Raw genomic sequence first — 25,895 nt, 5'->3', positions numbered from 1 at the left:
GCCATTTCGGCGCCGATCTCTAAAGCGCTATTTTGCAAGCAGCAGCCGAACGAGCCGAAGATGTCCTCGGCTCGTTCGTCGACTACGCGGCGGTCGCAGACATCAGCGCCCCTGGTCTTTTCCCAGCGTTGTACTCATTGCTCCGCTGAACGGCGCCGGATTGCTGGTCACAAGACAGTTGTAGTTTTTGTCGCTGTTGAGAACCAGCACAGACGACTGCGGCCCCTTGAAATCCAGCCCGACCGAGAACAGCACATAGGTGTTGGGCAGCGCGCTCGGCCGAAACGCGCCGAAGGCATACTCCCCGGACAAGCCTAACGGCGCCAGCGGCACCGTCAGCATCAGCGGCTGTGTGGCCACAGGAGAGGGCAGCGACGAGGAAGCAGACATGATCTTGGACTGCACGTCGATGGAATACTTGGTGGTGACCACCACTCCCAGATACTTGGAACTCGGTGCCGACACCTGCTTGCGACACGCCGCGATGTCTTCGGGGTTCTGATCCTGCTGACCGTTCTGCAGCGTGGCAAAGACCTGCGTCAGCGTGACTCTTTCCGTTTTGGCGACGGGCGCGGCAACGGCCGCTTCCATGCAGAACGCGCCGATCATGAGTGAGAAGCCGCACGCCGCAAGCGCACCGCGATAGCTGGTTTTACGTTTCATTTCGATCATTCCTTGGTGTGTGATGCAAGGTTGCGGCAGCGGCTGTTCGCGCGGCTGCCGCTTGCGCCTTGAATGGAGATTCGCAACGGCACCTGTGCATAACGCCAAGCGGCAGATGATCGATTGCGTTCGATGAGGACATGCGTCTGTGTAGCAGCACCACACCTACGCCACCCAGCTGGCCACGCCGCTGGTGTGTTCATCGTTGAAGACCAACGCCTTGCAAACCCGGCAAATCGTCTCAGCGACTTCGTTGCGTGATGCAGTTTGAATTTCGGACGCAACCACGGCGATGCCCGTTGCTCGAATCAGACATCCGTCGAGACCGCACGACCACATGAACTATGGAAAACGCAATAACGCAAGCGCACACAGCGCATCGACCACGGGACCAAACACACTCTGCCGCAGCAAGCGCGCCTCACCGGGAACAAGCGAAATCGAAAGCCGACATTAGATTGGCTGCCTGTCGAGCACTTATCGGGTTGAAACTACCGCTGACTTTAATTTTTAGTTACTTGGGGCTGGCCTAACTTCACGCTACCGCTCGCGATGCCGGCCGGAGTCGGTGTCGCGTCCGGTTGATGATGTGAGCCCTGGAGCAGTCAGGTCGGATACGTTGACCAAACCTCGCGATGGCGGCGCGCGTTCGGCCGGGAACTGGCTACAGTCTGCTCAGGGCCGTGTGTGCCCGCCTCATCCACCTGCGCTCCAAAGGATCTGCATGTCTCTGCATCGTCTTGCCCCCCGCCTGGGTCTGGCCGTTGGCCTGTTGTGCGCCTGCTGCGCACACGCCGCCACACCGGCAGCGGCCCATCGTCTGCTGCGCGTCACGCTGGACGGGGCGAGCGATCAGCCGGTGTCCGGGCGCCTGCTGGTCTTCGCCACCCTGGCCAAGGACGCCTAGGCCGCGGCCAAAGACGGAAAGGACGGCAAAGCCAGCAAGGTAGAGGAGGTGGACGTCAGCCCGTTCCGCCCAACGGCGGTGGCCGTGGCGGCGCAGGAGGTGACCGCGCTTGCCCCCGGTGCCAGCGTCGAGATCGACCTGGACAACATCGCCTTCCCCAGCGGGTTTTCCGCGCTGCCGGCCGGCGAGTACCTGTTCCAGGCCGTGCTGGATCCGGACCACAGCTACGGCTACAGCGGCCGCGATGGCGGCGACCTGTTGAGCGAGGTCACCGCGGTGACGCCGGGCAAGGGCAAGCCGTTGCCCACGCTGAGACTCAGCAAGCAGGTGCCGGTGTCGGACGACCCCTGGCAGGTGTCGCCGCGGGCGCCGCAGGCGATCCGCGACGCCATCCCGGAGGCCAAGCTGCATAGCGCGGACGCCTCGCTGGTGAGCCCGGCGCTCAGCGCGTTCTGGGGCCGGCCGGTGTGTTGCGCGCCCGCGTGCTCACCCCGCCGGGCTACGACGCCAAGGCCGCCGCCCGCTATCCCACCGTGTATGTCACCCACGGCTTCGGCGGCAACTACAACCGCTTTGCCGGCAGCATCGCCGCCACCTGGAGCGCAATGGCGGCCAAGCAGATGCCGCCAATGATCTGGGTGTTCCTGGATCAGGCCACACCCACCGGCACCCACGAGTTCGCCGACTCGGTCAACAACGGCCCCTGGGGCACCGCGCTGACCGAAGAGCTGATCCCCGCGCTGGAACGCCAGTACAAGATGGACGGCAACGCCAAGGGCCGCTTCTTGAACGGGCACTCGTCCGGCGGCTGGGCCACGCTGTGGCTGCAGACGCGCTACCCCAAGCTGTTCGGCGGTACGTGGTCCACCTCGCCCGATTCGAGCGACTTCCACGACTTCACCGGGCCGGATCTGTACGCGCCCAATGCCAACGTCTACCGCCGCCCGGACGGCAGCCAGTTCCCGCTGATCCGCGACCAGGGCAAGGTGGTGGCCGACCTGGAGACCTTCGCCAAGCTCGAGCGCGTGCTCGGCCCGTACGGCGGCCAGCTCACCTCCTTCGAGTGGGTGTTTTCGCCGCGCGGGCCCGACGGCCGCCCGGTGCCGATGTTCGACCGAGACACCGGCACCGTCGACCCGGCCGTGGTGGCCTACTGGCGCACGCACTACGACATTTCCGCACGGGTGGCCGCGCAGTGGCCCACGCTCAAGCCGGATCTGGACGGCAAGATCCACCTGATCGTCGGCACCGCCGACACGTTCTACCTGGATGGGGCGGCGCGCAGGTTCCAGGCGGTGCTGGACGGCCTGGGCGCCAAAAGCGACTTCCGCTACCTGGAGGGCCGCACCCACTTCGACCTGTACAAGGAGGACGAGGACAGCAACGCGCTGATGAAGAAGATCGCCTGGGAGATGTACGCCGTGGCGCGACCGAAGCGGTAAGCGCGCCCACGCACGGCCGGCGCCGTCGATCGGCGGGCCGGCCGTGCACACGCCAGAGCGCGGCGGCCGGCAGTGTCGGTACTCAGGCCGAGCGCTTGGGCAACTCCCACTCCAACTGCTGCCTGAGCACCAGCAGCAGCACCTGCAGGCGGCCGCCGCGCACCAGGGCGGCGGGTGTCTGCCCGTCCAGGGCGTTCATGGGTTTGCGGAACCAGCCGATCAGCGCCTCGTTGTTGCCGCCGTTCAAGGCCCAGGCGTGGCAGACGATCTCGCCCAGGTTCTCGATGCCGGTGCTGCCCAGCAGCTTGAGGTGCTCCGGCGTGAAGGCGAACAGCGACAGCACCAGCTCGGCGTCGGCGGCCTTGCCGTGGTCGACCGCCATCTGCTGGCTGTGCGCGGTGTTGTAGACCGCCCCCTGCGCGCGGAAGTCTTCGGCACGCCGCATGCCAGTGAGCAGTGATGCAATGAGGTCGGCACGTTCCATAAAGCAGTCCAACGGTGTGATAGCGCGCACGCTATCTGCCTCGCCCTCGCCGCTCAATCAGGAGTCTCCTGACAGGCGATGTGAGCGTCAGCGGCCGTTGCCTTCCGCATCGGCCGGCGTGCTCAGCATGGGACCGGGCGCGGCTTCGGTGGCTGATGCCGCCGGAGCGCAGCCACCCGCAAGCGGCGCCGACCATGGGCGGCGCTTAACGTCCGCCTTGCTAGCATCCGGGCGCGTCACTGGCAGCAGCCCGCCCGCAGGGCTGCAGTATTGGAGTGTCATCTCATGAGGAGTTGTCAGATGCCCTGGAAATCCGCTCTCGCCGTGCTTGCCCTGTCCACCGCTGCGCTGCCGGCGCTGGCCCAACCCGACCGCCAGGTGGTCGAGGACATGCTCACCCGCTCGGCCAATGTCTGCCCCGGCCACAGCACCGACCGCACCGGCCCTACCGTCAAAGCCGTGCCCGTGGGCGCGCTGCGGGTAATGCTGGAACGCGGCCTGGTCATGTGCCCCGACCGCCGCCTGGACGCCGCCGCGCCGGCGGTGTTCTACGGCCGCCTGGGCGTGTTCGCCTGGAACCCGGAAGTGCCCGCCAGCTCGGCAGTGATCGTCAAGCAGATCGGCAACATGAGCCGCAACGAGGACTACCCGGTCGAGACGCTGGTGTGGGACGCCAAGGGCACCGCGCTCAAGCAGCAGACCGTGCCGATGTTCGAGCCCAGGCCGGGTGCGGCGGTGTTGTACAAGGTCCGCTAAGCGCAGGCACACGCTACCGATGCACGACTCATTGCAACCACACACCCTGCGCCCGCGCGATCGCGCAAGGCGACACAGGCGCAGGGTATGGCTGGGCATCGGCATCGTCCTGCTGCTGGTCGCACTGGGCGGCTACCGCTGCACGGCAAGCCCGGCCGAACAACAGCAGCAGACGTATTGGCGCAATAAAGCCGAGCGGGAACTGACACTCGGCATGTCGCAAGCGCAGGTACGGGCCTGGGCGGAGCGCAACGCGCTGCGCACCGCCATGGGCATTGGTCCCACGCTCATGGCTGCCCCCGTGCGAACGCGGTGGCCGCATTTTCCCTGCGCAACCACGTTCACCATGATTTCGCTGACGTTCGATGCGCAGGGGAATCTGGTGTCCTTCAGTGTTGGCCGAGGGGGCACCTGTCTCTAACGCGTCGGTTGCCGCCGGGTCCACGCGTGCTGTGCTGGCTGGTTGCGCAGGGACCGTGTCAGCGGGCGTCAATGCCGGCGCTGGCACCCAGCCGGGCTGCGGACAGTCGCACGTCTCCTCGCGCGGCGTTGGCGATTGCGCTCACCACTACATGGATCAGCAACGGCACCGCCCAACTGGCCCATAGCAGCGCCGCGATCGTATCGGCCGATGGCGTCACCCCGGCACCGACCGCTGCGTAGAGCACCACACGGAACATGACCGGCGCCAAGGTCACCAGATACGCCCGTACCATCCAGCGCCGGTGCCGGACCACCTGCCCGCGACGGATGGCCACCAGGCCGACGTAGGCCACCACCAGCCACGCCGCTTCCGTCGCCGCGAAGGCCATGCGGATGACCATCGGCGCTGGCGAGGTGGCAATCAACCCGGTGGCGCCAAGCATCGCCACCAGCATGCCGACGAAATACGCACGCCCGACCCAGCGGTGTACCCATGCGTGCCTGCGCCAGCGTTGCGTGAGGAACTGCAGCGTGCCCAGTGCGATGCCGGCGGCGCCGCCACCGAGGTGCAGCCACAGCCAGCCACGCCGGGTAAGGAACATCGCGTATGCCGGCGACTCCAGCGCGGCGTACTTCAGGTACACGTGGCGCACGAACTCAGCCGCGAATGCAGCCAACGCAAGCCACAGCAGCGCCCATGCCACACTGGCGACCGGCCTGCCACCAGCAACCGCGACACCTTCGCGCACTGGATCGACCCGCATGCCCCGCTCCTTCGGCCAGCCGGCTCTCGGCAGCGGCACGCTAGCATGGACACGCCGCGGGAGCGCTGGCGCGGATCCTGGGAGCGATGCGGGACGAAGGCTTACGCGTGCCGCTGCACGTCATGTGACACCGGGTCCCGCCACTCGCTGCCGAGCCGCTGCTCATAGATTTCATCCACGACACTGCGCGCCGCACGGGCGGCATTGAAGATGCTCTCGCCCAGAACCGACAAGCTGGTGGCATCCAGCGGCTTGCCGCTGCACACCGCCACCATGTCGCTTTGCGCGGTGATCGTGCGCAGCAGCGTGTGGAACTGGTCGATCTGCTGCAGGGTGACGCCGAAGGTGAAGGGCTCTTGGTGCGGTTGCAGCTTGGCCGCTGGCGTGGCGCGTCGCCGAGCGGTAGTCGAAAGGGCTTTCGAAGCAGTCATGGCGTCCATCCTCGACGTGAGCGGACGGGATGTCCGCAAAGCCAGCGTAACGCGCTCTTTCGGATATCTGAAAACCAGATATTTCGCCTGGATTTCTAGCGAAACGGAGGCTCGCGTCTCAAGCCAATTTTGTCGGTTCGACTGTCGCGGTGAAGAGCCGAGGATCACCGGTGATCGGATCATCGAACACCAACGTATGCGCGAACAACTGCAGCGGCCGTTCCGGATCGTCGGGCCGCTGGTCTTCCAGGTCGGGATAGAAGCGATCATGCAGGATCGGCGCGCCCAGCGCGGCCATATGCACGCGCAACTGGTGCTTGCGGGCTGTGACCGGCTCCAACCGATACGTCCATGTGTATGCGCCAGGCGCGACCACATCGATCACCGTCTCGCTGTTCGGCTCGCCCACGCCCTCGCGCATGCGGAAGAACGGCTCACCCGGCTCCAGCCGGCTGCGATGCACATACGGAAACGCCAGCCCCGGCAGCGGCGGTGCCACTGCCAGATAGTGCTTGCGGATACGTCGCTCGCGGAACAGCGCCTGGTAGATCCCGCGCGTGGCCGGGTTGGCCGAGAACAACACCAACCCCGCAGTGTCGCGATCAATGCGGTGCAGCGGCACCAACGCGGGATTATCGAAGCGGCGCACCAAACGGGCCAACAGCGTCTGGTGCACGTACGCTCCGGCTGGGACCACGGGCAGGAAATGCGGCTTGCAGGCCAGGACAATATGCGCGTCTGAATGCAACACCGTTTCCGTTGCCGTGATGATCGGCTCATCCGCTACTTCGCGGAAGTAATAGATCTCCGCACCAAGCCGATACGGTGCAGCGATATCCAATGCCTGCTGCTGCGCATCCAATACGCGCCCACGTGCAAAGCGATCACGCCAAGTGTCAGCCCCAACGACCGGAAAGCACGCACACAGCGCCTCCCACACCGTGTGCCACGGGCCGGGCGGGAGCTGGAACTGGCTGGCAGGAGTGCCATCGAGGTTCGGGCGAGGAGCAGACATGGCGACAGCAAAAGCGTACTCAAGCAGACTGGCTTTGATCGTACCTTGTCGCGTCGATTCTCTCCGCAGTGATGCATCGGCTCTCCACTGAGAGAGAGACTTTCGAGTGCTGCGCACCGCGTGCATTACTGGAAAGCGTACACAGTGACCACTACCGCAGCCCGCTTCATCGCGTTGATTGGCATGCGGTTGCGCTAAACAACGCGCAAGCGAACTCAAGCTTTAGCGTAAAGAACACGCCCGTTTGCCTGCGCACGCGTCGTGCCAAGCGTTGATGAGGCATCGATCGCAACGGCGCGCATGATCTGCTGACAAAAGCCGTTTCAACGGCTATGTTCAAACCGGGAACGGGGGTTCTGGCATGGGACGCAGAAAGAAACAGGGTGGGTTCGATGCGCTGGCCGCATTGCCGTGGCCGGTTGGCTTCGTTATGGGAATCGCTGCGTATCTGGTGGTGCGCTACGGCATCGGCTGGTGGTTCTCTCACCAGGGCGGAATGTTGTCGCAAGGCTTCGCACAGCAATCGAGTGGAATGCTCGCGCCATTGGCGTGGATGCTGCTCGGTGTCTGCTGGCTTGCTGCGCTGTTCTCCTATTTGGGCACACGCGGCCGGCGGCGCTTTTTGGAAACACGCACAAGCCTAAAGAGCCTGGCCGCCGGCGGCTGGCGCCAGTTCGAACAGCTGGTGGGCGAAGCCTTTCGCCGCCAGGGCTACAGCGTCGAAGAAACAGGCCTGGGCGGCGCAGACGGCGGCATCGACCTGATCCTGCGCAAGGACGGCCGCCGCACGCTGGTGCAATGCAAACAGTGGAAGCGCCAGCAGGTCGGCGTCAGCGTCGTGCGCGAGATGTACGGCCTGCTGGCCCATCACCAGGCCCATGCGGTGAAGATCGTCTGTATCGGCACCTACACGAAGGACGCAGAGCGCTTCGCACAAGGCAAGCCGATTGAGCTGATTGGGGGCGAACAGTTGTTGGACATGATCCGAGCGGTGCAACAACAAGCGACAACCACACTGACGGCGGCACGCGTCGAACCTGTCTTTGCTTCCACTGCCTCCACAGCCACCGCCACACCAAGCTGCCCGCACTGCGGCAGCGCGCTTATACAGAAAAGGAATCGGCGTACCAGTGAGCACTTTCTAGGCTGCAGACAGTTCCCCAGATGCAGAGGAACCGCGTGAACCGACCTCGTTTTACCTGGCTACAGACATCCCTCAGATGCAGAGAATTTGTTACCAGTTCGAAGCCTGTCCATCAGTTGCTGCCGCTAGCTTAATCTAGAGCCGGGAGCGAGCCAAAGTATTTATGCAGCGTAACGCAGAGTAGATAATAAGGAGCCACGCCCAATGCCGTCTAAAGAACCAAAAAGTAAGATTGGCTTGAACATTTTCCTCCTAAAATATAATTTGGAATCAGCTACAAAAATTTGGGAAAAAAGGGAATACCTCACACAATCCTCCGGATCAGGTGAGGACGATGGCGTCGTCAAACACCGAGAATTGTCTTTTGAATCGGGTGGCGTTGCAGGAACGCTTCTAATCAAGCATCCACCATCTGAAAATACCCCGGATTGGGTTTACTTTATCAACGATGGATTAGATAACGAAATTACAGATCAACTTAAGAATAAGAGTGTGTCCGCACTCCTTGTTCTGAAGATCAAGGACCGCCAGTTTGTTCTAGCATTTGGCCACGGCCGACACATGCTTGAACATAGTTGCATTGACACTAGGTTTGGAGTCAAAGTTTGCCTAAATTCTATAGAGCCGGGAAGGATTGCCTCCATCGATAAGCAAACCTTCGATGCGAACCCTCGACTCACTAGAACTCAAGCGACAAAAATTTCGTCAATATCTGCTTATGGCGTAAATCCTGATCAGGATTTGTTAAAGGCCGTAGTAGGGGTAACTCAGAAAGCATACTCAGGCGACTTAGGCGACGTTGTGGCCGGTATGGACTCACTGCAAATATCTGTTAGCGCCGATATGGCTTCTGTGGAGCGCGCAATAATTACTGCACTTTCGCGAGCAGAATCTTCGGATTACTTGAAGAAAATTGATGGTAAAGAAAGTCAATTTGCTTGGGTCAATAATTTAACTCATGAGACTGATGACGCGAAACTGAGAGAATTGAACGAGAATCTCTGGCTCAACTTCAAATCCCTCAATTTTTCCAAGATGTGGCTCGCCGCCCCTGAAATAATTGATTGGAGCAATTTATCCGGATTTTCTTATTGGCCCATTACCAAAGAAACTATTTTTTCTCAATTTATAGAAGTTTCCGATTTTAGAAAAACATTCAATAAGAACAGCAGCCTATCAACGCTTAGATCCAGAAAAATATATTACCAAAGGTCATCGGATAAATCATATGGCAGCTATCCGGCCTTTAGCTGTATTTATTGGGAAACCAGACTCGGTAATGACAATTATATCTTACACCAGGGAAATTGGTATAAAATTAACCCTAATTTCGCAAAAGCAACTGACGATGCGTACAAAAAATTCCTGAGAAGGTTTCCTCTTCTGCTTTTCCTGAATACGATCATGCAGATGAAGGGGATTATAACCTGGCCGTCTCTTCACAAACCCGGTTGGCTTACACATTGTTAGATAAGAAACTGATTAGATTCGGCGGAGGACCTAGCAGCATAGAAGTTTGTGATTTACTCCGCCACGCCACATCTGCGAATAGAGGGGAGTTGATTCATGTAAAGAGAGGCAGAGAATCTGCATCACTTAGCCATCTCTTTAACCAAGGGCTTGTTTCTTGCACCCTTTTAGCTTCGGCACCAGAATTTGTCAAAGAAGTAAATGAGCAATTGAGGTCCCGGAAACGGCGGCAGGTACCAATTAAGTTCCCATGCAGCGACTACGATTTAGTTTATGCCATCATAGATGGCCCTTCAACATCTCCTCCCTCAGACATACCGTTTTTCAGCAAAATAAGTTTACTTTCAAGCATTCGAACTCTTACTGCTTACGGTTTTAATGCGTACCTTATGCGCATTCATGAGTCAGCATCGTTCCTTGCGAAGAAAGCAGCAAAGAAAAAAGCAAAAAAGGCCGCTAAAACTGCGAAAAATAAGACCGCTGTAAATTAGCACAGCATAGGTGTCCGAAAGCAGATTCAGAGTGAATCCTTTACAGATTAAGAAGTCTGGCAACTTGGATTAACTTGATTATGTCAAGTCTCTTAGCCAGCGTCAGCGGCGCTTGTATTCGAACGCCTGTGCGAGGAACCCTTGACCTCCCATACATCCCCCACCCGCCATCCTCGCCGCAGACTCAACTGGAGAACACACGATGATGAAGTGGATGGGTACCGCGCTGGCCGCGGCACTGCTGGTGAGCGGTTGCGCCAAGGTGGAGGGCGAGAAGTTCGTCGGCCACTGGGTCAACGTGCAAACGCAGGAAGAGACGATGGACATCGAGCGCAATGGCGAGACCTTCATGGTCCGCAGCACCACGCCGAAGTTCTTCAGCCGCAAACCCAAGACCGAGAGCTACCCGGCGGTCTACAAGGACGGGGCGCTGCAGGTCAGCAACGATGGCGAGACGGTGAACTTCGCCATCGATGAGGCCAACGGCCACCTCAACACCGGCGGCGAGCAGTACCAGCGCGTGCCGGCCAAGTAAGGTCGCCCCTGTCACCGGCGCCCGCGTGCAGACCTTGCCGGTCGCACGCGGGCGTTTTGCATTTGTAGCCCCGCCGGTTTGTCAATATCTTTGCAAGCACGTCCGCGAACGCTCTCAACGCGTCATCGTTGGCCCAGGCGGGGTGACTGTCTGTTGAGATTGCTCAAGCGCTTGCTGCTGCTCTCGCACTTGCGATTGAGCTTGATTGATCGATTGCACGCGCTCAAACGATTGGTTTTCAGGTGTTTGCACCGCCTGCATAGTGGCCATGTCGGCACGAAGGTGCGCTGGGTCGCTCTGAGTACCCTGGACCAGAAACACCTTTTCTCCGGCCGCAAGCTTGTCTGTTGGGCTATTGAGCAGCACATGGTCCACACGCGTCAGGCCTTCTTCCTTTGCGAGCACAAGCAGGCTGGCCGTCATGCGCTGACTTGATCCATCCCACTCCCGGCCATGCTGCGCATCGAGCTTTTCCACACCACCTTTGATCTGTTGGTACAGCGCGTGATCTGCGTGATCTTGCTGCGTTGGCAGAGATGGCTTTGCCGACAATGGCGCTTGTGAATCACGGCTCGGCAAGTCCTGTTTCACATCGTTGACGAGGCTATCGGTACCAGATCCTGGCTCCGGCCTACCGTGTTTGCGCTGCAGTGGTGCAACGTGCTTGTCGTAATAGTCCCCGTAATACTGCTCGTACGTCTTACTCGGCCCAACGGAAGGCTGCTCAGTCTTGAATACCTGGGAAATCTGATTCAACGCTGCATCGCGCGTGATTTTGCCTGCCATTTGCTGATCAGCAATTTCTTCGTACTGCTTTGGTCTCGGACCGCTACCAGCGATACCGATATCGGGACCTTGATTATTCAGAATCTCACGCCGGACCAGCGCATTACTGAGTGTTGCGGCAGCTTCGCCGCGCAGCATGTTGGTGACGTATGCATGCTTGGAGGAATAATCGGGTTCCTCGGTAAATCGATGATGTCCGATCTCATGTGAGAGTGATCCAGCAAGTCTTTCACCCTTGCCAATCGCGTTCTGGTCAATAACGATTTGCTTGTCAGGAATTATGTAGGTGCCCCCGCCTGCATTGCCCCACACAACACCTATGCCATCACGCTTGAGCTGAGACAGGCCTGCTTGAAGCGTGGGCGACTGACTGACAAGCGGCGTAAGCGCGGGGTCCGTCAGCGGAGAGGCAGGACGTACACCGGCAGAAGATGCAGCCGCTTGTTGCGGCTGTGGAAATCTTGATTCTTCATTGGATTCCATCATGCACTCCTTTGCTCGAGTAACTACACTCAGCTTACAGCTTGTTAATCGAGATATAGCTCAAGTGCGACTGGTCTTGCGTCAGACCGAAAGTGACTTTTGCACCATCAACCCTCATCACCCAATAGGCTCTCGAATCGGGGGCGTCTGGCCGAGGCGGGTAAGGAACAGCGTCCACCCAAGGTGCATCTGCGAAGGCCGGCCCAGGCGGAAAGAAATCGATCACTAATTTCCCTTGTGATGGATTGCCTGTTGTATTACTCAACTCAATACGCTGCAATTTTTCACCAGCCAGTGTCCCGCTCTCGCTGACTTGCAGTTCTCTTTCCCCGTCTGACTGGGTCGGTCGGAGTTGAGTGTGAAGCTGAGCACTAATGGCCACGATGTCCCGGAAGTCAGTGCCGATCAAACGATCCACATCTTGCTTGAGGCGTTCCGTCACGTCTTTGCTCCTGGTTTCACTGGGGGGCTTGGTAGCTGCTACAGCTGTGTGACTGCGTGGAGTGCTAGAAGCACATCCCGAATGGAGGGTGCACGCCAGTAGCCCAAGCGGCAACCAGATTGCTCGCGGGAAGGCGGCATGTCCCCAGCCAAATGGCAGACCATGTGATCCTCGAATGCGAAGGGCCATCTCTCTATCCCGCGCTAGAACTGTCGTGGAAATCTAGCACGGCAATATCCACCTGGAATAACCAAAGCGCTGCCGCCAACGGCGACAGCATGTCGGGAGGTTCAAACTTTTTACGGTCTGCAGACGTTGCACGGTATCGTTTGTATCGGCAGCTCCAAAGCCCAACGGCGAAATGATCCTCGCTTGCGCGAATCGCGTTACCGGCCGTCGATGGCGCTTGCACTCGGGCTTTATGGGGTGGGATGCGCCGGATCAGGCTGAGCGTTCGTGCCGGATCAGCTCCCTTTTTGATCCGTCACCGATACGCCTTAACCCTTTCTACAGTCCCCACCCGCCATCCTCGGCTCCAGACTCAACTGGAGAAGACACGATGATGAAGTGGATGGGCACCGCGCTGGCCGCGGCACTGCTGGTGAGCGGTTGCGCCAAGGTGGAGGGCGAGAAGTTCGTCGGCCACTGGGTCAACGTGCAGACGCAGGAAGAAACGATGGACATCGAGCGCAATGGCGAGACCTTCATGGTGCGCAGCACCACGCCGAAGTTCTTCAGCCGCAAGCCCAAGACCGAGAGCTACCCGGCGGTCTACAAGGACGGGGCGCTGCAGGTGACCAACGATGGCGAGACGGTGAACTTCGCCATCGACGCGGCCAACGGCCACCTCAACACCGGTGGCGAGCAGTACCAGCGCGTGCCGGCCAAGTAAGCCCGCCGCTGTCGCCAGCGTCCGCGTGCCGACCTTCACCGTCGCACGCGGGCGTTTTGCGTTTGTGGCTCTGCCGGCGGCGCCGATCGGCCGGCGCCTGCCCCCAAAGAACGCCAAGCCTGAGGCACCGCCCGTCGCTCCGCCCGCTCTCCCCTGCCATCCACCCCGCGCAAGCCGTACAGTGCGCAGGCACGCCAGGGTCATGGCGCTGCCCCACCGATCAATCCAGCAACTACGAGGGTGTCATGAGCAAGGGGATGGACCAGAAGAAGAGCCAGAAGAAAGAGCCGACCAAGACGCTGAAGGAAAAGCGCGCGGCCAAGCAGGAAAAGAAGGGCAAGTAAGCCGCCCGGCCTGCCAGACGGCAGACGAGGTCAGGCGGATGCCTGGCCTCGCGTTTTTTAAGCGTGGCGTGTGGCGCTGAGCGTTGGCTTGCGAACCCGGCTTGTCAGATTCTCTCAATCGCTACTGACATGGCCTGCGTAGTGCCTCAATGCGCTGTTGACCGAACAACGGGCTCGGCCAAACCAGCTGTGCTAATGTGGGTTTGTGCGGATTTCGGAGCGCGTCCATGAGCCGTTTGACCATCGACCTAAGCGATCAGCAGCACCAGAGCCTGAAGGCGCTGGCGGCTTTGCAAGGCAAGACCATCAAGCAATACGCCCTTGAACGCCTGTTCCCTGGCGATATAAACGCTGATCAGGCATGGCATGAGTTGAAAAGCCTGCTTGGGGGACGTGTCGAGGAAGGCCTTGCCGGCAACGTGTCTACCAAGAGCATCAGCACCATCCTGGATGAAGAATTGGCCGAGGGCCGTCGCGGCTGATGCACGGCTACGTCCTCACCGACGCAGCCGAAGCCGATCTGCGCGGGATCATCCGCTACACCTCGGCACGCTGGGGCCAGGCGCAGGTTCGCCGATACATCGCAGACCTGGAACAGGGCATTGCCCATCTCGCAGCAGGGGAATGCACTTTCAAGGATCTGAGCACGCTGTACCCTGCGTTGCGCATGTCGCATTGCATGCACCATTACGTCTTCTGCCTGCCGCGTGAGCAGGCTCCATCGCTGATCGTGGCGATCTTGCATGAGCGCATGGATCTGATGGTGCGTTTAGCCGGCAGGCTATAGCTCACGATCCACGTAGCGATGGTGTGGCTTTCGACTCAAGTCGCCAGCCGCTTGATCCGTGACGGCAGGTCGCCCAGCGCGCGGTGCGCCTGTTCCAGCTCGTAATCGGCTTGCAGGCCCAGCCAGAAGCGCTCGGTCGTGCCCAACGCTGCGGCCAGGCGCACGGCGGTGTCGGCGGTGATGCCGCGCTTGCCCAGTACGATCTCGTTGATGCGGCGCGGCGGCACGCCGGTGGCCCGCGCCAGTGCGTTCTGGCTGATGCCCATCGGCTCGAGGAACTCTTCAAGCAGGATTTCGCCGGGACAGAGGTGGATGTTGGGTAGGACTGTCATGTGCCTCGTGCTCAGTGGTAATTGACAATGCCGGGACTGGGTTTATGCATCTCCGGCCTTCTTGCCAGCTGCGCCACTGCCCCGGGCACGTGCCATCTTCTTCAACTCTCGCGTAGCGGCGTCGAAATCGCGCTCGACCGCTGAGGGCTCGGCCAGCTTCTGCTGCTTGTGGCGTGCGAATTCCGCCTTACCAAATTCCAGCGCCTGCTCACGGCTGACCCGGCCCGCGTGAGTGAGCACCTCTCGGTCGCTTAGCCGCAAAAAGTCGTCAAGTTTGGCGATCCAGTCGGCCATGGTCATGGGCTTGCGGTTCAGCGCCTGAAGCTCCGCAAATTCCAGATAGGCAGTGACGATGCGATTCAGTGCGTCCAGCTCGTCAGGATTTAGATAGCTTTTGGCGACCGTGGCGTCGGACGCACGCGGCGTAGCGCTAACCCAGTTGGTCATCCCGCTATACGGCTTGCCTGCGTCTGCGCGCTCCATGATCAGCTCGGCGGCAGTGTGTCCGTGCGCAGCCCAATGCATCTTGTTCTGCACGGTAGCGAAAAAGCGCTGGCTAGCCTCGGCCGAGGCATCGTAGTCGACGCTGGTGGCGTAGATCTCCAGCACCTTGCGCCAGAACATCTTCTCCGAGGAGCGGATGTCGCGAATCTTGCCGAGCAGGTCTTCAAAGTAGCCGTCATCAGGGCCACGCTTGAGGCGTTCTTCATCAATGGCGAAGCCTTTGACCAGATACTCGGTAAGCCGGGCGGTGGCCCATTGCCGGAACTGTGTGCCGCGCGACGAGCGAACGCGATAGCCGACGGCCAGGATGGCACTCAGATGATAGTGATCCACGGCACGACGAACCTCTCGCGCACCTTCGATTTGAACTATCCGGAGTTTCCGGACAGTTCGTTCAGGATCCAGCTCATTTTCAGCAAAAATGTTTTGCAGGTGCTCGCTGATCGTCTTGACTGTGACCTGATACAGGTCGGCCAGCTGCGCCTGGGTCAACCAAACAGAGTCACCCTCCATCCGTACTTGAATGTGTGTCTGTGCATCCTCGCTGCGATACAGGATCAGCTCGGAAGCAGGGGCATCCTTGTCATCAGTGTTCATGCGGTCTCCAAGCGCGTGATGTCATCAGAATAACGAGCCTTGCAGCGGTGCAACCGGTGCCTCTGGCAAATCCTGTGTGATTTCGGCAGCGGGCCGTATTTGTTCCCCACCCAACCGCCACGCCAGACCCGAGATGCGTGCGGCGTGCCGGGCGAGCGCGCTGCGGATGACCGCTTCGCTGCCGGCCAGGTGCAGGGCGCGGCGGGCGCGGGTGATGCCGGTGTAGAGCAGTTCGCGGCTGAGCACGCGGGCGTCGCGGGTGGGCAGTTGCAGCCAGACGGTGTCGAACTCGCTGCCCTGGGCCTTGTGCACGGTCATGGCGAAGGCGCTTTCGTGCGCGGGCAAGGCGGCAGGGTGGAAGCCGCGCACCTGGCCGTCGCCGTCGCCTTCGAACCAGGCGACCAACGGGCCTTGGGCGCGACTGTCGGTGCCTGGGTTGTGGCGGTTGGTGGTGCTGCCGGACTGGTCTGGCCCTGAAGACGGACTTTCGTCGCTGCGCCCCGAAAAGGGATTCGCATCGCTTCGCAGGCAGATACCGACATCGCCATTGAACAGGCCGTGGCGGTAGCTGTTTTCGGTGATCAGCAGCAGGCGGCCCTGGAACCAGGGCGAGGCGCTGCCGAGACGGCGGGCGCCGGAGCCGGTTTCGGCCAGCAGTTGTTCGATACGGGCGTTGAGGCCACGTGCGCCCTGCGGGCCGGCGCGCACGGCGGTGAGCAGGCGCAGGCGCGCGGCATCGCGCAGGGCGGCGGCCGGGTCGTGCGCGTCGGCCAGCGCGCGCCAATGGGCGAGCAGTGCGTCGCGGCCCAGGGTGAGCGGGTCTTCGCCGTCTTCGTGGAAGTGCACGCCGGCCAGCTCGCCGCTGCGCAGCAGGGCCAGGGCGGTGTCGGCGTCGCCGGCGCGCACGGCGTCGGCCAACGGGGCGAGCGCGAAGTCGTGCGCTTGCCGGTAGCCGCGCAGCAGGTGCACGCGGTGGCCGGCCAGGCCGCCACTGTGGGTGTGGCTGACGGTGTGGCCGCCGGTTTGGATGCTGGCAGGCGTGGTGTCAGGGTGCGCGCTGCCGAGCAGGGGTTGCAGCGCGTCGGCGTCGTGCGGCTGCAGGGCGTCGCCGGGGCCGGCGGCCTGCAGGATGGCGGCGAGCACGTCGCCGGCTTCCACCGAGGGCAGCTGGTCGGCGTCGCCGAGCAGGATCAGCTGGGTGCCGTCGGCCACGGCTTCGACCAATTTGCACATCAGCGGCAGGTCGACCATGGAGGCTTCGTCGACCACGATCAGGTCGAACGGCAGCGGGTTGTCGGCGGTGTGGCGGAAGTTTGGGGAATCGGGAATGACGCCGAGCAGGCGGTGGAGGGTGCTGGCGCCGGTGGGCAGGGCATCGGCCAGGGCCGGGTCGATGCCGTTGGCGATGGCGCGCGCGACCGCAAGGCGCAGGCTTTCGGCCATGCGCTCGGCGGCGCGGCCGGTGGGCGCGGCCAGGGCGATGCGCGGGGCCGGGGTGCTGGCTGCGTTGGCCTGGGCGATGCGCAGCAGCAGCAGGCGGGCGATGGTGGTGGTCTTGCCGGTGCCGGGGCCGCCGGTGACCAGCAGCAGGGTGCGGCGCAGGGCGAGGGCGGCGGCCTGGGCCTGGCGGTCTGGGGGGTGGGATTGGACGAGCGGGGCCGTGGCTTCTTGGTAGACAGATGGCTCCGGCAGGCCCGTACCCTCACCCGCCCTTCGGGCACCCTCTCCCGGGGGGAGAGGGGATGAGGCGGTGGCGTTCGGGAATAACTGGGCGAACAGCGGGGCCAGCGTGGCGGCGTCGAAGGGCGGCGGCGACTGGGCGGCGATGCGTTGCAGGCCCAGCGCCAGGCGGCGTTCGTACTCGCGGTAGCGGCGCAGGTAGAGCAGGCCGTGTTCGAGGACCAGTGGGCAGTCCGCGGCGGCGGGGTCTTCCGGAGCCGGCTGGTCGACCCAGCGCGAGGCGGCCAGGGTGCGCTGCCAGTTGGTGGGCTCCGGCAGTGCGGGCGATGGGCCCTCGCGTGCGTCCAGCAGCATGCCGGCACGGGCGGGGTCCAGCCCTGCGTGGCCGCTGGTGACGGCCAGCGAGGCAAGCGCGGCGCCGGCCAGGACCTGGGGGTCGGTGTCCGGGGCCAGGCGTTGCAGGCTTTGCGCGAAGGCCAGATCCAGCGGGCGTAGCGCCTCGGCCTTGATCAGCGCGCTGAAGAGGTTTGGCTGGTTCATGGGGTGGACGCCTGGTGGGCGGAGGCGCCTCGGGCGAGTTGTCGATCGGCACATTTCTGATCCTGCACGACACCCTCACCCCAACCTCTGCTCCGCATCCCGGCCCGCGCGGCGTGGCGCAGGCACTGCCAGGCACGCGCGCCATGGCGCGCAAGCGGTGTGTGCTCGCCCCGAGGGGAGCGCGGCTTGCGCACAGCGCTGATCGGGAGTGCGGTCTGTTGGGTCATGGCTTGGATGCTTCGGCGGCGAACGTACCCTCACCCCAACCCCTCTCCCGGGGGGAGAGGGGCGCTTGCCCATCGGGGGAATGGGGCGCTGCTGCGTCGCTGGACAGGGGTTCGGTGGGATTGCCGGCGAACAGGGCGTCCAGGGCCTGGACCAGGGCCGGGTCGAAGCGCCAGGCGTGGATGCCGGGCGCAACGGAGACGGATGCCGCCTGGATGCCGGGTGCGGGCGTGTGGAACATGGCGTCGCTGGCGGGGGCGGCGACGGGGTTGGCTGCGGCGTTGCGGGCAGGATCGGAGCCGGAGCCGGAGTTGGCTGCGGCATTGCGGGCGCGGTCGGAGCCGGGGTCGGTTGCGGCGCCGCGGGCAGGGTCGGAGTCGGGGTCGGAGTCGGGGTTGGTCGCGGCATTGCGTGCGGGATCGGCGCCGGGGTCGGTTGCAGCGCTGCTGGCGGGGTCGGAGCCGGGGTTGGCTGCGGCGTTACGAGCAGGGTTGGAGCCGGGGTCCGATGCGGGGTTGCGGCTGGCGTCCAGGCCGCGGCAGAACAGGTAGCGCACGCCGCCGAAGTCGCGGGCGTAGTCGTAGGCCTCGCCCAGGCGGAAACGCAGCCAGCGATGCAGGGCGACGGTGTAGATCAGCGCCTGCAACGCGTACTCGCTGTGCGCCATGGCGCGGGCCAGGGCGTCGGCGTCGTAGCTGGGCAGACGGTTGGACTTGTAGTCGAGCACGTACCAGCGGCCGTCCACGGTGTAGGTGAGGTCGATCAGGCCGGTCATCAGGCCTTCCAGCCGCTGGCGCGCGCCGAAGGCCTGGCGCTCGCCCACCACGCCGAAGCGATGCAGCAATGCGAGCAATGCCTCCACGCGGGTGGGCCGCATGGCGAAGTGGAATTCCATCTCGTTGCGGCGCTGCGGCGCGGGCACGGCGGCCAGGGGGGTGCCTTCGGGCAACATCACGGTGAGGGTGTGGCCGATCAGCGCGGTGAGCATGGCCAGGCCGTCGTCCCATTCCTTCTCGACGTAGCCGCCGCGTTGCAGCGCCTCGAGGATGGCGGCAGCCTGGCCCTCGGGTGCGGGCAGGCCGGGGCGCCAGGCCTGCCAGGCGGCGAAGTCGCAGCGCTCGAATACGTCGTGCATCACCACGCCGAAGCGGTTGCCGGCAAAGCGCGGGTCGAAGGTGTCGACCTCGGCGGCCACCGCAATCGCCTCGCTGCCGGCCGGCTCGTCGCTGCCGCCACTGCCCACCACCGTGGCGCTGGCCATCGGGTCGGTGGCGGCGCCGGCATCGGCGTTGGCCAGCTGGGTGAAGCTGTAGACCCACCACTCCGGGGCGATATGCCGCTGCGGCGTGCGCGCGGGCGGCACCTGCGCCTCGATCGGTGGCGGCAGGCGCGGCAGGTTGGTGGGCGGCGTAGACGTGTCCACCACCACCGCGCCCTCGCCGGCCGCGCCCTGCAGCGCGTCGAGCGCGCGCAGCATGCCGGACAAAGCCGTGCGCTCGTGCTGGTGGAACGGGCCGCTGGCGATCCACAGCGCGTGCTCGGCGCGGGTCAGGCCGACGTAGAGCAGGCGTGCGTCTTCGGCGCGTTGTTCCTGCTTCCAGGCCGCTTCGGCGGCGCTCCAGCTTGGGTCTTCCTTGTCTGTCTTCCAGTGCAGCTGGCGGCCGAGCTCGGGCGCATGCACCACGCAGTGGCGGCCGGCGCCCTTGTCGCTGCGGCCGATGCCGATGTACGGCAGGAACACCAGCGGATACTCCAGGCCCTTGCTCTTGTGCAGGGTGACGATCTGCACGCGGCGCGCGTCCGATTCCAGCCGCAGTTGCTGGGCTTCGTCGTTGTCGTCGGCATTGGCGATGCGCCGCGACAGCCAGTCGACCAGGCCATGCGGGCCGAGTGCGCGGGCGTCGGCTTCCTGCAGCAGTTCGGCCAGTTGCAGGTAGTTGGTGAGGCGGCGTTCGCCATCGGTCAGCGCGAGCAGGCGTTGCCCGTGCGCGGCGCCCAGCTCGCCGATCAGGGCCAGCGGGCCGCCGCGTTGCCAGCGCTCGCGCCAGTCCAGCGCCTGTTGCTGCCAGCGGCGGTGACGCTCGCCATCGTGGGCGAGCGCGGCGATGGCGGCGGCATCCGCACCGATCAGCACGGTGGCCAGGGCGGCGCGCAGGCGGCTGTCGTCACCCGGGTCGAGCAAGGCCTGCAGCAGGGCCAGCAGTTCCAGCGCTTCGTCGGTGGCGAACAGGCTTTGCTTGCCGGCCGCCACGGCCGGAATTCCCACCGCGCCCAGCGCCTGTTGCATGCGCGTGGCCTCGCCATGGCTGCGCACCAGCACGGCGATATCGCCGGCCTGCACCGGACGGCCGGTGACGGTGGCAGTGCCGTCGCGGCCACCGGCCAGCCAGCCGCGGATCGCCGCCACGCAGGCGGCGGTGGCCAGCTCGCGGGCGCGGCCGGCGCTCCAGGGTTTGGGCTTGCCTTTCGCAGGCGGCGGCGGTTCCGGCGCGCGCCATAGCGTCAGCGCCGGGGCGGGGCCGCCATCGCGTTGCAGGTCGGCATCCACCCGCTTGGTGCCGGGCCGCACCGGGTGGAAGGCGATGCCGTCGGTGAGGAAGGCCTCGGTATAGCCAGCCTGTGCGTACAGCGCGTCGATGGCCGCCAGCACGCCGGGGCGCGAGCGGAAGTTGTGGCTCAGCGGCGGGGCGAGTTCGGCAGTGACCGCGGCGGCCAGATAGGTGCGCACGTCGCCGCCACGGAAGCCGTAGATGGCCTGCTTGGGGTCGCCGATCAGGAACAGCGCCGGCGCCAGGCCGGCGGCGCGCGCGAGCGGGCCTTCGCCGAACACATTGGAGAAGATCGCCCACTGGCGGTCGTCGGTGTCCTGGAATTCGTCCACCAGCGCGATGGCGTATTGCGCGCGCAGCCGCGTGACCAGCGCCTGCGCCTGCGCGCCTTCCAGCGCGTGCGCGACGCCATCGACCAGGTCGTCGTAGGTCTGCACGCGGCGCTGGCGCTTGAGCAGCGCGAGCCGTGCGATGGCGTCCTCGCGCAGGGCGTGCAGCAGGCGGATGCGGCGGCGGGTGCGCCATTGTTCGACACGGGCCAGCGCGGTGAGATAGCCGTCGATCTCGTGGCTCAGCGGCGAGGCCGGCGTGCGCTCGACGAACTTCTTGTTGGTGCCGGCGGCCAGCTCCGCAGCGGTCAGCTTGATCAGTTTGGGGTGCGGGGCGGTGTTGACCGATGGCGCGGCGGCGAAGCTGTCGAACCAATGCCACAGCGAGGCCAGCCACTCCGGTTTGTAGCTGACCTTGCTCAGGATGCCGCCGTCGATGGCAGCCATGAGGGTGTCGAAAAACGCGGTGCCGTGCGCCTGGAATGCCGTGGCCAATGCGGCGCTGGCGTCCTGCACCGCCTGCAGCAGCGCAGCGGAATCGTCGGTCGTCGTGGCGGCCGCCGGCAGCAGTGTTGGATGGCGCACCAAGGCGCGCAGATCGCTGGCCAGTGCATCGGGGCCGCCCGACCACAGCGCGACCAGGTCTTCGGCCATCGCCGCATCGGCAGCGCGCTGGCGCCACAGGTCGGCGGCGACTTCGCCGAGTAGTTCGCGGTCGTTGGCGAGCAGTTCCGGCGCGGCGAAGGCCTGGCCGCTTTCCAGTGCATGCTCGCGCAGCACGCGCGCGCAGAAGCCGTGGATGGTGAACACGGCGGCCAGGTCGATTTCTTCCACCGCCTGTTGCAGGCGGCGGCGCAGGGCGGCGGGTGTTTCGGTGCCGTTGGCCAGGTGGGTGGCGAGGATGCCGCGGGTAAGCAGAACGTCGGGCGGCTCCTGTAGGAGCGGCCCTGGCCGCGACGGTTCGTCGGCGAGGTCGGTCGCGGCCAAGGCCGCTCCTACGGGGGGGGGGGTGCGGGTGAGCAGGACCTCGGGCGCCTCCTGTAGGAGCGGCCCTGGCCGCGACGGGCCGTTGGCGAGGTCGGTCGCGGCCGGGGCCGCTCCTACGGGGGCGTCGGGGACCAGGGTCGCGGCCAGCACCAGGCGCTCGCGGATACGGCGGCGCAGTTCCTGGGTGGCGGCCTCGGTGAAGGTGACGGCGAGGATCTGGCCGATGCGCAGGCCGCGCTCCACCACCAGCCGGGTGAACAGCGTGGCCAGGGTGAAGGTCTTGCCGGTGCCGGCGCTGGCCTCGATCAGGCGCACGCCACGCAAGGGCAGATGCAGGTACGGGTCGGTGACCGGGCCGGCGCTCATTCGGCCTCTTCCTGTGCGCCGTGCCAGTGGCGCCAGCTCTCGACCAGACGCTGCGGATCGAGCATGGCGTCGGCATTGCCGCGCTCAAGCAGGTCGTACACGCGATGGCTGGTGGTGGCGAAATCCGCAAAGCGCTGCGCATCGGCGAACGGGTCGCGGCCGCGGTTGACCAGGCGCAGTTCCGGGCTGTGCGATTCGCTCCAGCCGAAGCTGGATTGCCACTGCCCGGCGGCGTCCTTGATGGCCTTGTCCAGGTCGTCGCTGCGCGCGGCCTGGTGATATTTCCAGCTGCTATAGGGCGCGAACGCCAGCGGCGCCTGCAGGCCGTGCCGATACACCTGCAGCAGTGCGGCCAACGCGCCCTGCGCCTGCGTCTGCGACAGCGGTTCGGGGTCGATGGGATGCGGGCCTAAACCGTCTTCGTCTTCGAAAAAGCGCACATACGGTGCGTGCTCGCCGGCGGCGCGCAGCAGCAGCCATTCCAGGCCGTGGCGGATCGCGCTGCGGCCGCTGAGTGCGCCGACCTGCACCCGCCCTACTCCGCTCGCATACCAACCCGGCACGCGGCCATGCACCTCGACATCACCGATCTGCACCTGCAGCCGATGCGACTGCGCCGGCGCCTCGCCACGCCATTGCCGGAATGCCTCGGCATACGGGCGCAGTTGCGCCACCCGCTCATCAAGCTGGCGGCGGCCCAGCGGCCCGGACGGCAGCAACGCGCGCGCGCGCAGACGCTCGTAAAGCCGCTCGGTGTCGCCGGCCAGCGCGGCGTCGAACACATGCTGCTGCAGGCCGTATTGCTCCAGCCCGCGCGTGGGCGCGAGCAGCGGCTCCAGATCGCTGTCTTCGCCGGCCGGATCCGGCAAACGCATCCCCAGGCGGTGGCGCAGGAACTGCCCGGCCGGGTCGGCGAACAGGCGGCGTAGCTCGTCGATCGAGACGCTGGTCGGCACCGCGATGTCATCGGCCGGCAACGCACCGGCCACCCACGGCGCGAGCGGCTGGCGCTGGCCAATCAGGCTATCTACCGCGGGCCGCCATTGGCGGCGATAACTGAAGCGACGCGGGTCGGCGCCGTCTTCGCCCAGCGCACCGAAGGCGGCGGCGGCGAATGGCTGCAACGGGTGGCGCACCACCAGCGTGTCGATTGCCTTGGGGTCAAGGTGATATTGCGCAGCGCTGGCCAACAATTCGCTGACCAGCACCGATGGTTCGCGCGCGCTGCCATCGCGCGCATCGGCGCCGAGGTAACTCAGATAAAGCACTTCCTGCGCGGAGGCGAACAACTGCAGGAACAGGAACCTGTCGTCCTCGCGGGTCGAACGGTCGCCGTGCCGGCGGCGCTCGGTGCCCAGCTCGGCGGTGAGGCGATTGAGCCCGGCGGCCGGGTCGCGGCGCGGGAAGTCGCCATCGTTCATGCCGAGCAGGCAGATCACGCGGAACGGCAGCAGGCGCATCGGCACCATGCGGCCGAAGCTGATGCCGCCGGTGAGCAGCGGCGCGCGCGTGTCCGATTCGCCCAGCACCGCAGCGAAGTGCGCACGCACCACCTCGGCCGGCACCTTGCCGGTGTACTCGGCGCGCACCGCATCGCGGGCGAATTGATCGATCAGGCTGCGCAAGCGATCCAGCGCGCGCTGCGCGCGTGGCGCGGTGGGCGCTTTTGGAATCAGCGCCTCCAGCAGACCGAGCAGACGCTCGCGCCACTCGACCGGCGTCATCGCTTCGGCCAATACGGACTGGTGACGTTCGAGCACGCGCAGCAGCTTCAACAAGATATCGAGCGCAGCCAATGCGCTGCCTTCCAGCTGCGGCCAGGGCGCCACGCCCTCGATATCGTCGTCAGCACCGCTGGCATGGCCGAGCAGCAGCCGGTCCAGTGCGAAGCGCCAGGTATAGGCATCGTCGCTCGGTGCCTGGTGCTGACGCCGATGCGCCGCATCCAGCCCCCAGCGCGCGCCGGCCGCGTGCAGCCAGCCGCGCAGGCGTTCCAGCCCGGCTTCGTCCAGGCCGGCGGCCTCGGCGATCGGTGCACTGGCCAGCAGGTCGAGAATCTCGTGCAGCCCGAAACGTGCGATCGGCAAGCCGAGCAAGGTGAGGAACACCTCGGCCAACGGCTCGCTGGCCAACGGGCTGGCATCGGCCAGCGCGTACGGTAGCGCGTCGTCGTTGCCGTGGCTGCCGAACACCGCGTCCAGATACGGCACGTACGGGTCGATATCCGGCGACAGCACCGCAATCTCGCGCGGCTGCAGTGGCGGGTCGAAGCGTGGATCGTCGAGCAAGGCGCGCAGCTGGTCGTGCAGCACCTGCAGCTCGCGCAGCCGTGTGTGGCAGGCGTGCACCTGCAGGCTGGGGTCGTGCAGATTCACCGCCGGCAACACGGCAGGCACGCTGGGCGCGCGGCGATGGAACAGATCGCTCTGCATGCGCCGCAGCAGGCTGTCGCCCAGGCCGCTGTCGGCCAGTGCGCGGCGGCCGGACTCCAGCGGGTCGGCATAGGCGGCGATCTCGGCCAGCGGGTGCACCACCTCGTAGTCGCCGACCAACGCCATGAAGTCGCGCCCGGCCGCGCCCCAGGCCTGCAGCAGCGGGTTTTCCTGTACCTGCTCGGCAAACAGCTGCACCGCGCCGTCTTCGCGGCGACGTTGCCACAGGGTCTGCAGATCGCCCCAGTACCCTTGGGTGGGCGTGGGCAGATAGAAATGCAGCGTGCCCACACGCGCCTGCGTGGCCAGCACGCGCAGCACGTCGGGCGAAATATTCAGGATCGCAAAGGCGAACAGGCGCCTGGGCAAGCCCTGCGGCAGCGGACCGTCCGGGCGCGCGTAGCGATCCAGGTACTGGCCGATGCGGCGCGCACGGTATTGCCGGCCGGCGGCGATGCTGCGCCACAGGCGCGCCTGCGGATCATCGGGGTCGGCGCCGCCTTCCCAGCGCAGCAACCAGTCGCGTCGCCAGGCCTGGTACTTCTCGAATACGTTGCCCAATTCGCCGGCCAATGCCCATGGCTTGAGCGCATCGCCATCGGACAGATAGCCGGCCAACGGCGCTAACGCCGCATCGCTGCCCAGGTCGGCCTGCAATGCGGCGTACAGGCGCCACTGCGTGGTGGCCATGTCCAGATCGTCGTCGGCCGGGCCGAGATTGCACTCCAGCGCGCGCGCGACGAATTCGCCGGGGGTGAGGAATTCCAGGTTGGCCGCCACGCCGTGCTCGGCCGCCAGCGTGGACTGCAGCCAGCGCCGCATCGCCACCTGCGGAATCAGCACCACCTCCGGCTGCAACAACGGCTGCTCCGGCACCGGCCGGCGCAGTTCCTGTGCGAGCAAGGCGGCCAGCGTATCCAGCGCGTTCGAGGGATAGAGGCGGAAATCGGGCGCGGAAGTGGCGTGCATGCGTGCGTGCATTGTGCCGGATGCGGCCGTGCTGCGCCGTTTGCCGAGGATCTGCATGCAGCGATCGGTGCCGATGCCCATGGCTGTCCTGTGACATGGGCAACCGCACAGCCTAGCGTGGCGATC

General features: G+C 64.6%; 19 protein-coding genes and 2 pseudogenes. 9 read left to right on the top strand and 12 right to left on the bottom strand.

The window, feature by feature from the left end; translation table 11 throughout:
• Nucleotides 1-102 precede the first annotated feature (102 nt).
• Nucleotides 103-609 carry a hypothetical protein gene (locus NYR97_RS08865; protein ID WP_425613066.1) on the bottom strand — a complete coding sequence of 169 codons (507 nt, stop codon included), beginning with the start codon at nt 607-609 and terminating at the stop codon, nt 103-105.
• A 778-nt stretch (nt 610-1,387) separates the two neighbouring features.
• Here NYR97_RS08865 and NYR97_RS08860 point away from each other — a divergent pair.
• Nucleotides 1,388-3,012: pseudogene (locus NYR97_RS08860) on the top strand (alpha/beta hydrolase).
• Between the two features lie 82 nt (nt 3,013-3,094).
• Here the strand turns inward: NYR97_RS08860 and NYR97_RS08855 are convergent.
• Nucleotides 3,095-3,496, bottom strand: a complete 402-nt coding sequence (locus NYR97_RS08855; protein ID WP_316697582.1) for an antitoxin Xre/MbcA/ParS toxin-binding domain-containing protein — start codon at nt 3,494-3,496, stop codon at nt 3,095-3,097.
• A gap of 300 nt (nt 3,497-3,796) precedes the next feature.
• On the opposite strand from NYR97_RS08855, the gene NYR97_RS08850 reads away from it, so the two are divergent.
• Nucleotides 3,797-4,252 (top strand): hypothetical protein, encoded by a 456-nt coding sequence (locus NYR97_RS08850; protein ID WP_316697580.1) that lies wholly within the window; start codon nt 3,797-3,799, stop codon nt 4,250-4,252.
• Nucleotides 4,253-4,271: 19 nt separating this feature from the next.
• Nucleotides 4,272-4,673 carry a hypothetical protein gene (locus tag NYR97_RS08845; protein WP_316697579.1) on the top strand — a complete coding sequence of 134 codons (402 nt, stop codon included), beginning with the start codon at nt 4,272-4,274 and terminating at the stop codon, nt 4,671-4,673.
• Nucleotides 4,674-4,731: 58 nt separating this feature from the next.
• Here the strand turns inward: NYR97_RS08845 and NYR97_RS08840 are convergent, their stop codons facing one another.
• The 3 genes from NYR97_RS08840 to NYR97_RS08830 all read right to left on the bottom strand — a co-directional run bounded on the left by NYR97_RS08840 (nt 4,732) and on the right by NYR97_RS08830 (nt 6,885).
• A complete protein-coding gene (locus tag NYR97_RS08840) occupies nt 4,732-5,439 on the bottom strand; it encodes a DUF2306 domain-containing protein (protein WP_316697578.1) in 708 nt (235 codons plus the stop codon).
• A 101-nt stretch (nt 5,440-5,540) separates the two neighbouring features.
• A complete protein-coding gene (locus NYR97_RS08835) occupies nt 5,541-5,870 on the bottom strand; it encodes a hypothetical protein (protein ID WP_316698119.1) in 330 nt (109 codons plus the stop codon).
• A gap of 118 nt (nt 5,871-5,988) precedes the next feature.
• Nucleotides 5,989-6,885: a pseudouridine synthase gene (locus tag NYR97_RS08830; RefSeq protein ID WP_316698117.1), complete on the bottom strand. Its 897-nt coding sequence runs from the start codon at nt 6,883-6,885 to the stop codon at nt 5,989-5,991.
• A gap of 361 nt (nt 6,886-7,246) precedes the next feature.
• On the opposite strand from NYR97_RS08830, the gene NYR97_RS08825 reads away from it, so the two are divergent.
• The 3 genes and pseudogenes from NYR97_RS08825 (at nt 7,247) to NYR97_RS08810 (ending at nt 10,525) form a co-directional block, all read left to right on the top strand.
• Nucleotides 7,247-8,068: a restriction endonuclease gene (locus NYR97_RS08825; protein WP_316697577.1), complete on the top strand. Its 822-nt coding sequence runs from the start codon at nt 7,247-7,249 to the stop codon at nt 8,066-8,068.
• A 165-nt stretch (nt 8,069-8,233) separates the two neighbouring features.
• Nucleotides 8,234-9,990 (top strand): annotated as a pseudogene (locus tag NYR97_RS08820) (TIGR04141 family sporadically distributed protein).
• A gap of 202 nt (nt 9,991-10,192) precedes the next feature.
• Nucleotides 10,193-10,525, top strand: coding sequence for a hypothetical protein (locus NYR97_RS08810; RefSeq protein WP_104592033.1), 333 nt, complete (start codon nt 10,193-10,195; stop codon nt 10,523-10,525).
• Nucleotides 10,526-10,639: 114 nt separating this feature from the next.
• Here NYR97_RS08810 and NYR97_RS08805 read toward each other — a convergent pair whose 3' ends face one another.
• Together NYR97_RS08805 and NYR97_RS08800 are read right to left on the bottom strand one after the other, a co-directional pair.
• Complete coding sequence (locus tag NYR97_RS08805) at nt 10,640-11,794, bottom strand: XVIPCD domain-containing protein (RefSeq protein WP_316697575.1); 1,155 nt, start codon at nt 11,792-11,794, stop codon at nt 10,640-10,642.
• Between the two features lie 34 nt (nt 11,795-11,828).
• A complete protein-coding gene (locus NYR97_RS08800) occupies nt 11,829-12,236 on the bottom strand; it encodes a hypothetical protein (protein WP_316697574.1) in 408 nt (135 codons plus the stop codon).
• Nucleotides 12,237-12,795: 559 nt separating this feature from the next.
• Between NYR97_RS08800 and NYR97_RS08795 the strand changes: the two genes are divergently transcribed.
• The 3 genes from NYR97_RS08795 to NYR97_RS08785 all read left to right on the top strand — a co-directional run bounded on the left by NYR97_RS08795 (nt 12,796) and on the right by NYR97_RS08785 (nt 14,259).
• Complete coding sequence (locus tag NYR97_RS08795) at nt 12,796-13,128, top strand: hypothetical protein (RefSeq protein ID WP_102255212.1); 333 nt, start codon at nt 12,796-12,798, stop codon at nt 13,126-13,128.
• Nucleotides 13,129-13,699: 571 nt separating this feature from the next.
• Nucleotides 13,700-13,954, top strand: a complete 255-nt coding sequence (locus NYR97_RS08790; protein WP_104586310.1) for an antitoxin — start codon at nt 13,700-13,702, stop codon at nt 13,952-13,954.
• Complete coding sequence (locus tag NYR97_RS08785; RefSeq protein WP_316697572.1) at nt 13,954-14,259, top strand: type II toxin-antitoxin system RelE/ParE family toxin; 306 nt, start codon at nt 13,954-13,956, stop codon at nt 14,257-14,259. The genes NYR97_RS08790 and NYR97_RS08785 overlap by 1 nt, the downstream gene beginning before the upstream one ends.
• A 35-nt stretch (nt 14,260-14,294) precedes the next feature.
• Here the strand turns inward: NYR97_RS08785 and NYR97_RS08780 are convergent, their stop codons facing one another.
• From NYR97_RS08780 to recC, 5 genes are all read right to left on the bottom strand, one after another.
• Nucleotides 14,295-14,591: a HigA family addiction module antitoxin gene (locus tag NYR97_RS08780; RefSeq protein WP_316697571.1), complete on the bottom strand. Its 297-nt coding sequence runs from the start codon at nt 14,589-14,591 to the stop codon at nt 14,295-14,297.
• 42 nt (nt 14,592-14,633) lie between these two features.
• The gene (locus NYR97_RS08775; RefSeq protein ID WP_316697570.1) at nt 14,634-15,692 is read right to left on the bottom strand and encodes a virulence RhuM family protein; all 1,059 of its coding nucleotides are present in this window, start codon (nt 15,690-15,692) and stop codon (nt 14,634-14,636) included.
• Between the two features lie 24 nt (nt 15,693-15,716).
• A complete protein-coding gene (gene recD, locus NYR97_RS08770; protein WP_316697569.1) occupies nt 15,717-17,912 on the bottom strand; it encodes an exodeoxyribonuclease V subunit alpha in 2,196 nt (731 codons plus the stop codon).
• A gap of 223 nt (nt 17,913-18,135) precedes the next feature.
• Nucleotides 18,136-22,368 carry a UvrD-helicase domain-containing protein gene (locus NYR97_RS08765; protein WP_316697568.1) on the bottom strand — a complete coding sequence of 1,411 codons (4,233 nt, stop codon included), beginning with the start codon at nt 22,366-22,368 and terminating at the stop codon, nt 18,136-18,138.
• A complete protein-coding gene (gene recC, locus NYR97_RS08760; RefSeq protein ID WP_316697567.1) occupies nt 22,365-25,769 on the bottom strand; it encodes an exodeoxyribonuclease V subunit gamma in 3,405 nt (1,134 codons plus the stop codon). The genes NYR97_RS08765 and recC overlap by 4 nt, the downstream gene beginning before the upstream one ends.
• Nucleotides 25,770-25,895 lie beyond the last annotated feature (126 nt).

The sequence above is a fragment of the Xanthomonas hydrangeae genome (assembly GCF_032697525.1).
Classification (GTDB): domain Bacteria; phylum Pseudomonadota; class Gammaproteobacteria; order Xanthomonadales; family Xanthomonadaceae; genus Xanthomonas; species Xanthomonas hydrangeae.
This window is presented reverse-complemented; position numbering and strand designations above follow the sequence as displayed.

Bases quoted from the DNA above. Each gene is read 5' to 3' on its own strand.
- NYR97_RS08850 (WP_316697580.1), top strand. From the start codon at position 3,797: ATGCCCTGGAAATCCGCTCTCGCCGTGCTTGCCCTGTCCACCGCTGCG.
- recD (WP_316697569.1), bottom strand. From the start codon at position 17,912: ATGAACCAGCCAAACCTCTTCAGCGCGCTGATCAAGGCCGAGGCGCTA.
- NYR97_RS08805 (WP_316697575.1), bottom strand. From the start codon at position 11,794: ATGGAATCCAATGAAGAATCAAGATTTCCACAGCCGCAACAAGCGGCT.
- NYR97_RS08785 (WP_316697572.1), top strand. From the start codon at position 13,954: ATGCACGGCTACGTCCTCACCGACGCAGCCGAAGCCGATCTGCGCGGG.
- NYR97_RS08845 (WP_316697579.1), top strand. From the start codon at position 4,272: ATGCACGACTCATTGCAACCACACACCCTGCGCCCGCGCGATCGCGCA.
- NYR97_RS08835 (WP_316698119.1), bottom strand. From the start codon at position 5,870: ATGACTGCTTCGAAAGCCCTTTCGACTACCGCTCGGCGACGCGCCACG.
- recC (WP_316697567.1), bottom strand. From the start codon at position 25,769: ATGCACGCCACTTCCGCGCCCGATTTCCGCCTCTATCCCTCGAACGCG.
- NYR97_RS08780 (WP_316697571.1), bottom strand. From the start codon at position 14,591: ATGACAGTCCTACCCAACATCCACCTCTGTCCCGGCGAAATCCTGCTT.
- NYR97_RS08810 (WP_104592033.1), top strand. From the start codon at position 10,193: ATGATGAAGTGGATGGGTACCGCGCTGGCCGCGGCACTGCTGGTGAGC.
- NYR97_RS08840 (WP_316697578.1), bottom strand. From the start codon at position 5,439: ATGCGGGTCGATCCAGTGCGCGAAGGTGTCGCGGTTGCTGGTGGCAGG.
- NYR97_RS08830 (WP_316698117.1), bottom strand. From the start codon at position 6,885: ATGTCTGCTCCTCGCCCGAACCTCGATGGCACTCCTGCCAGCCAGTTC.
- NYR97_RS08855 (WP_316697582.1), bottom strand. From the start codon at position 3,496: ATGGAACGTGCCGACCTCATTGCATCACTGCTCACTGGCATGCGGCGT.
- NYR97_RS08790 (WP_104586310.1), top strand. From the start codon at position 13,700: ATGAGCCGTTTGACCATCGACCTAAGCGATCAGCAGCACCAGAGCCTG.
- NYR97_RS08775 (WP_316697570.1), bottom strand. From the start codon at position 15,692: ATGAACACTGATGACAAGGATGCCCCTGCTTCCGAGCTGATCCTGTAT.
- NYR97_RS08765 (WP_316697568.1), bottom strand. From the start codon at position 22,368: ATGAGCGCCGGCCCGGTCACCGACCCGTACCTGCATCTGCCCTTGCGT.
- NYR97_RS08825 (WP_316697577.1), top strand. From the start codon at position 7,247: ATGGGACGCAGAAAGAAACAGGGTGGGTTCGATGCGCTGGCCGCATTG.
- NYR97_RS08795 (WP_102255212.1), top strand. From the start codon at position 12,796: ATGATGAAGTGGATGGGCACCGCGCTGGCCGCGGCACTGCTGGTGAGC.
- NYR97_RS08865 (WP_425613066.1), bottom strand. From the start codon at position 609: ATGATCGGCGCGTTCTGCATGGAAGCGGCCGTTGCCGCGCCCGTCGCC.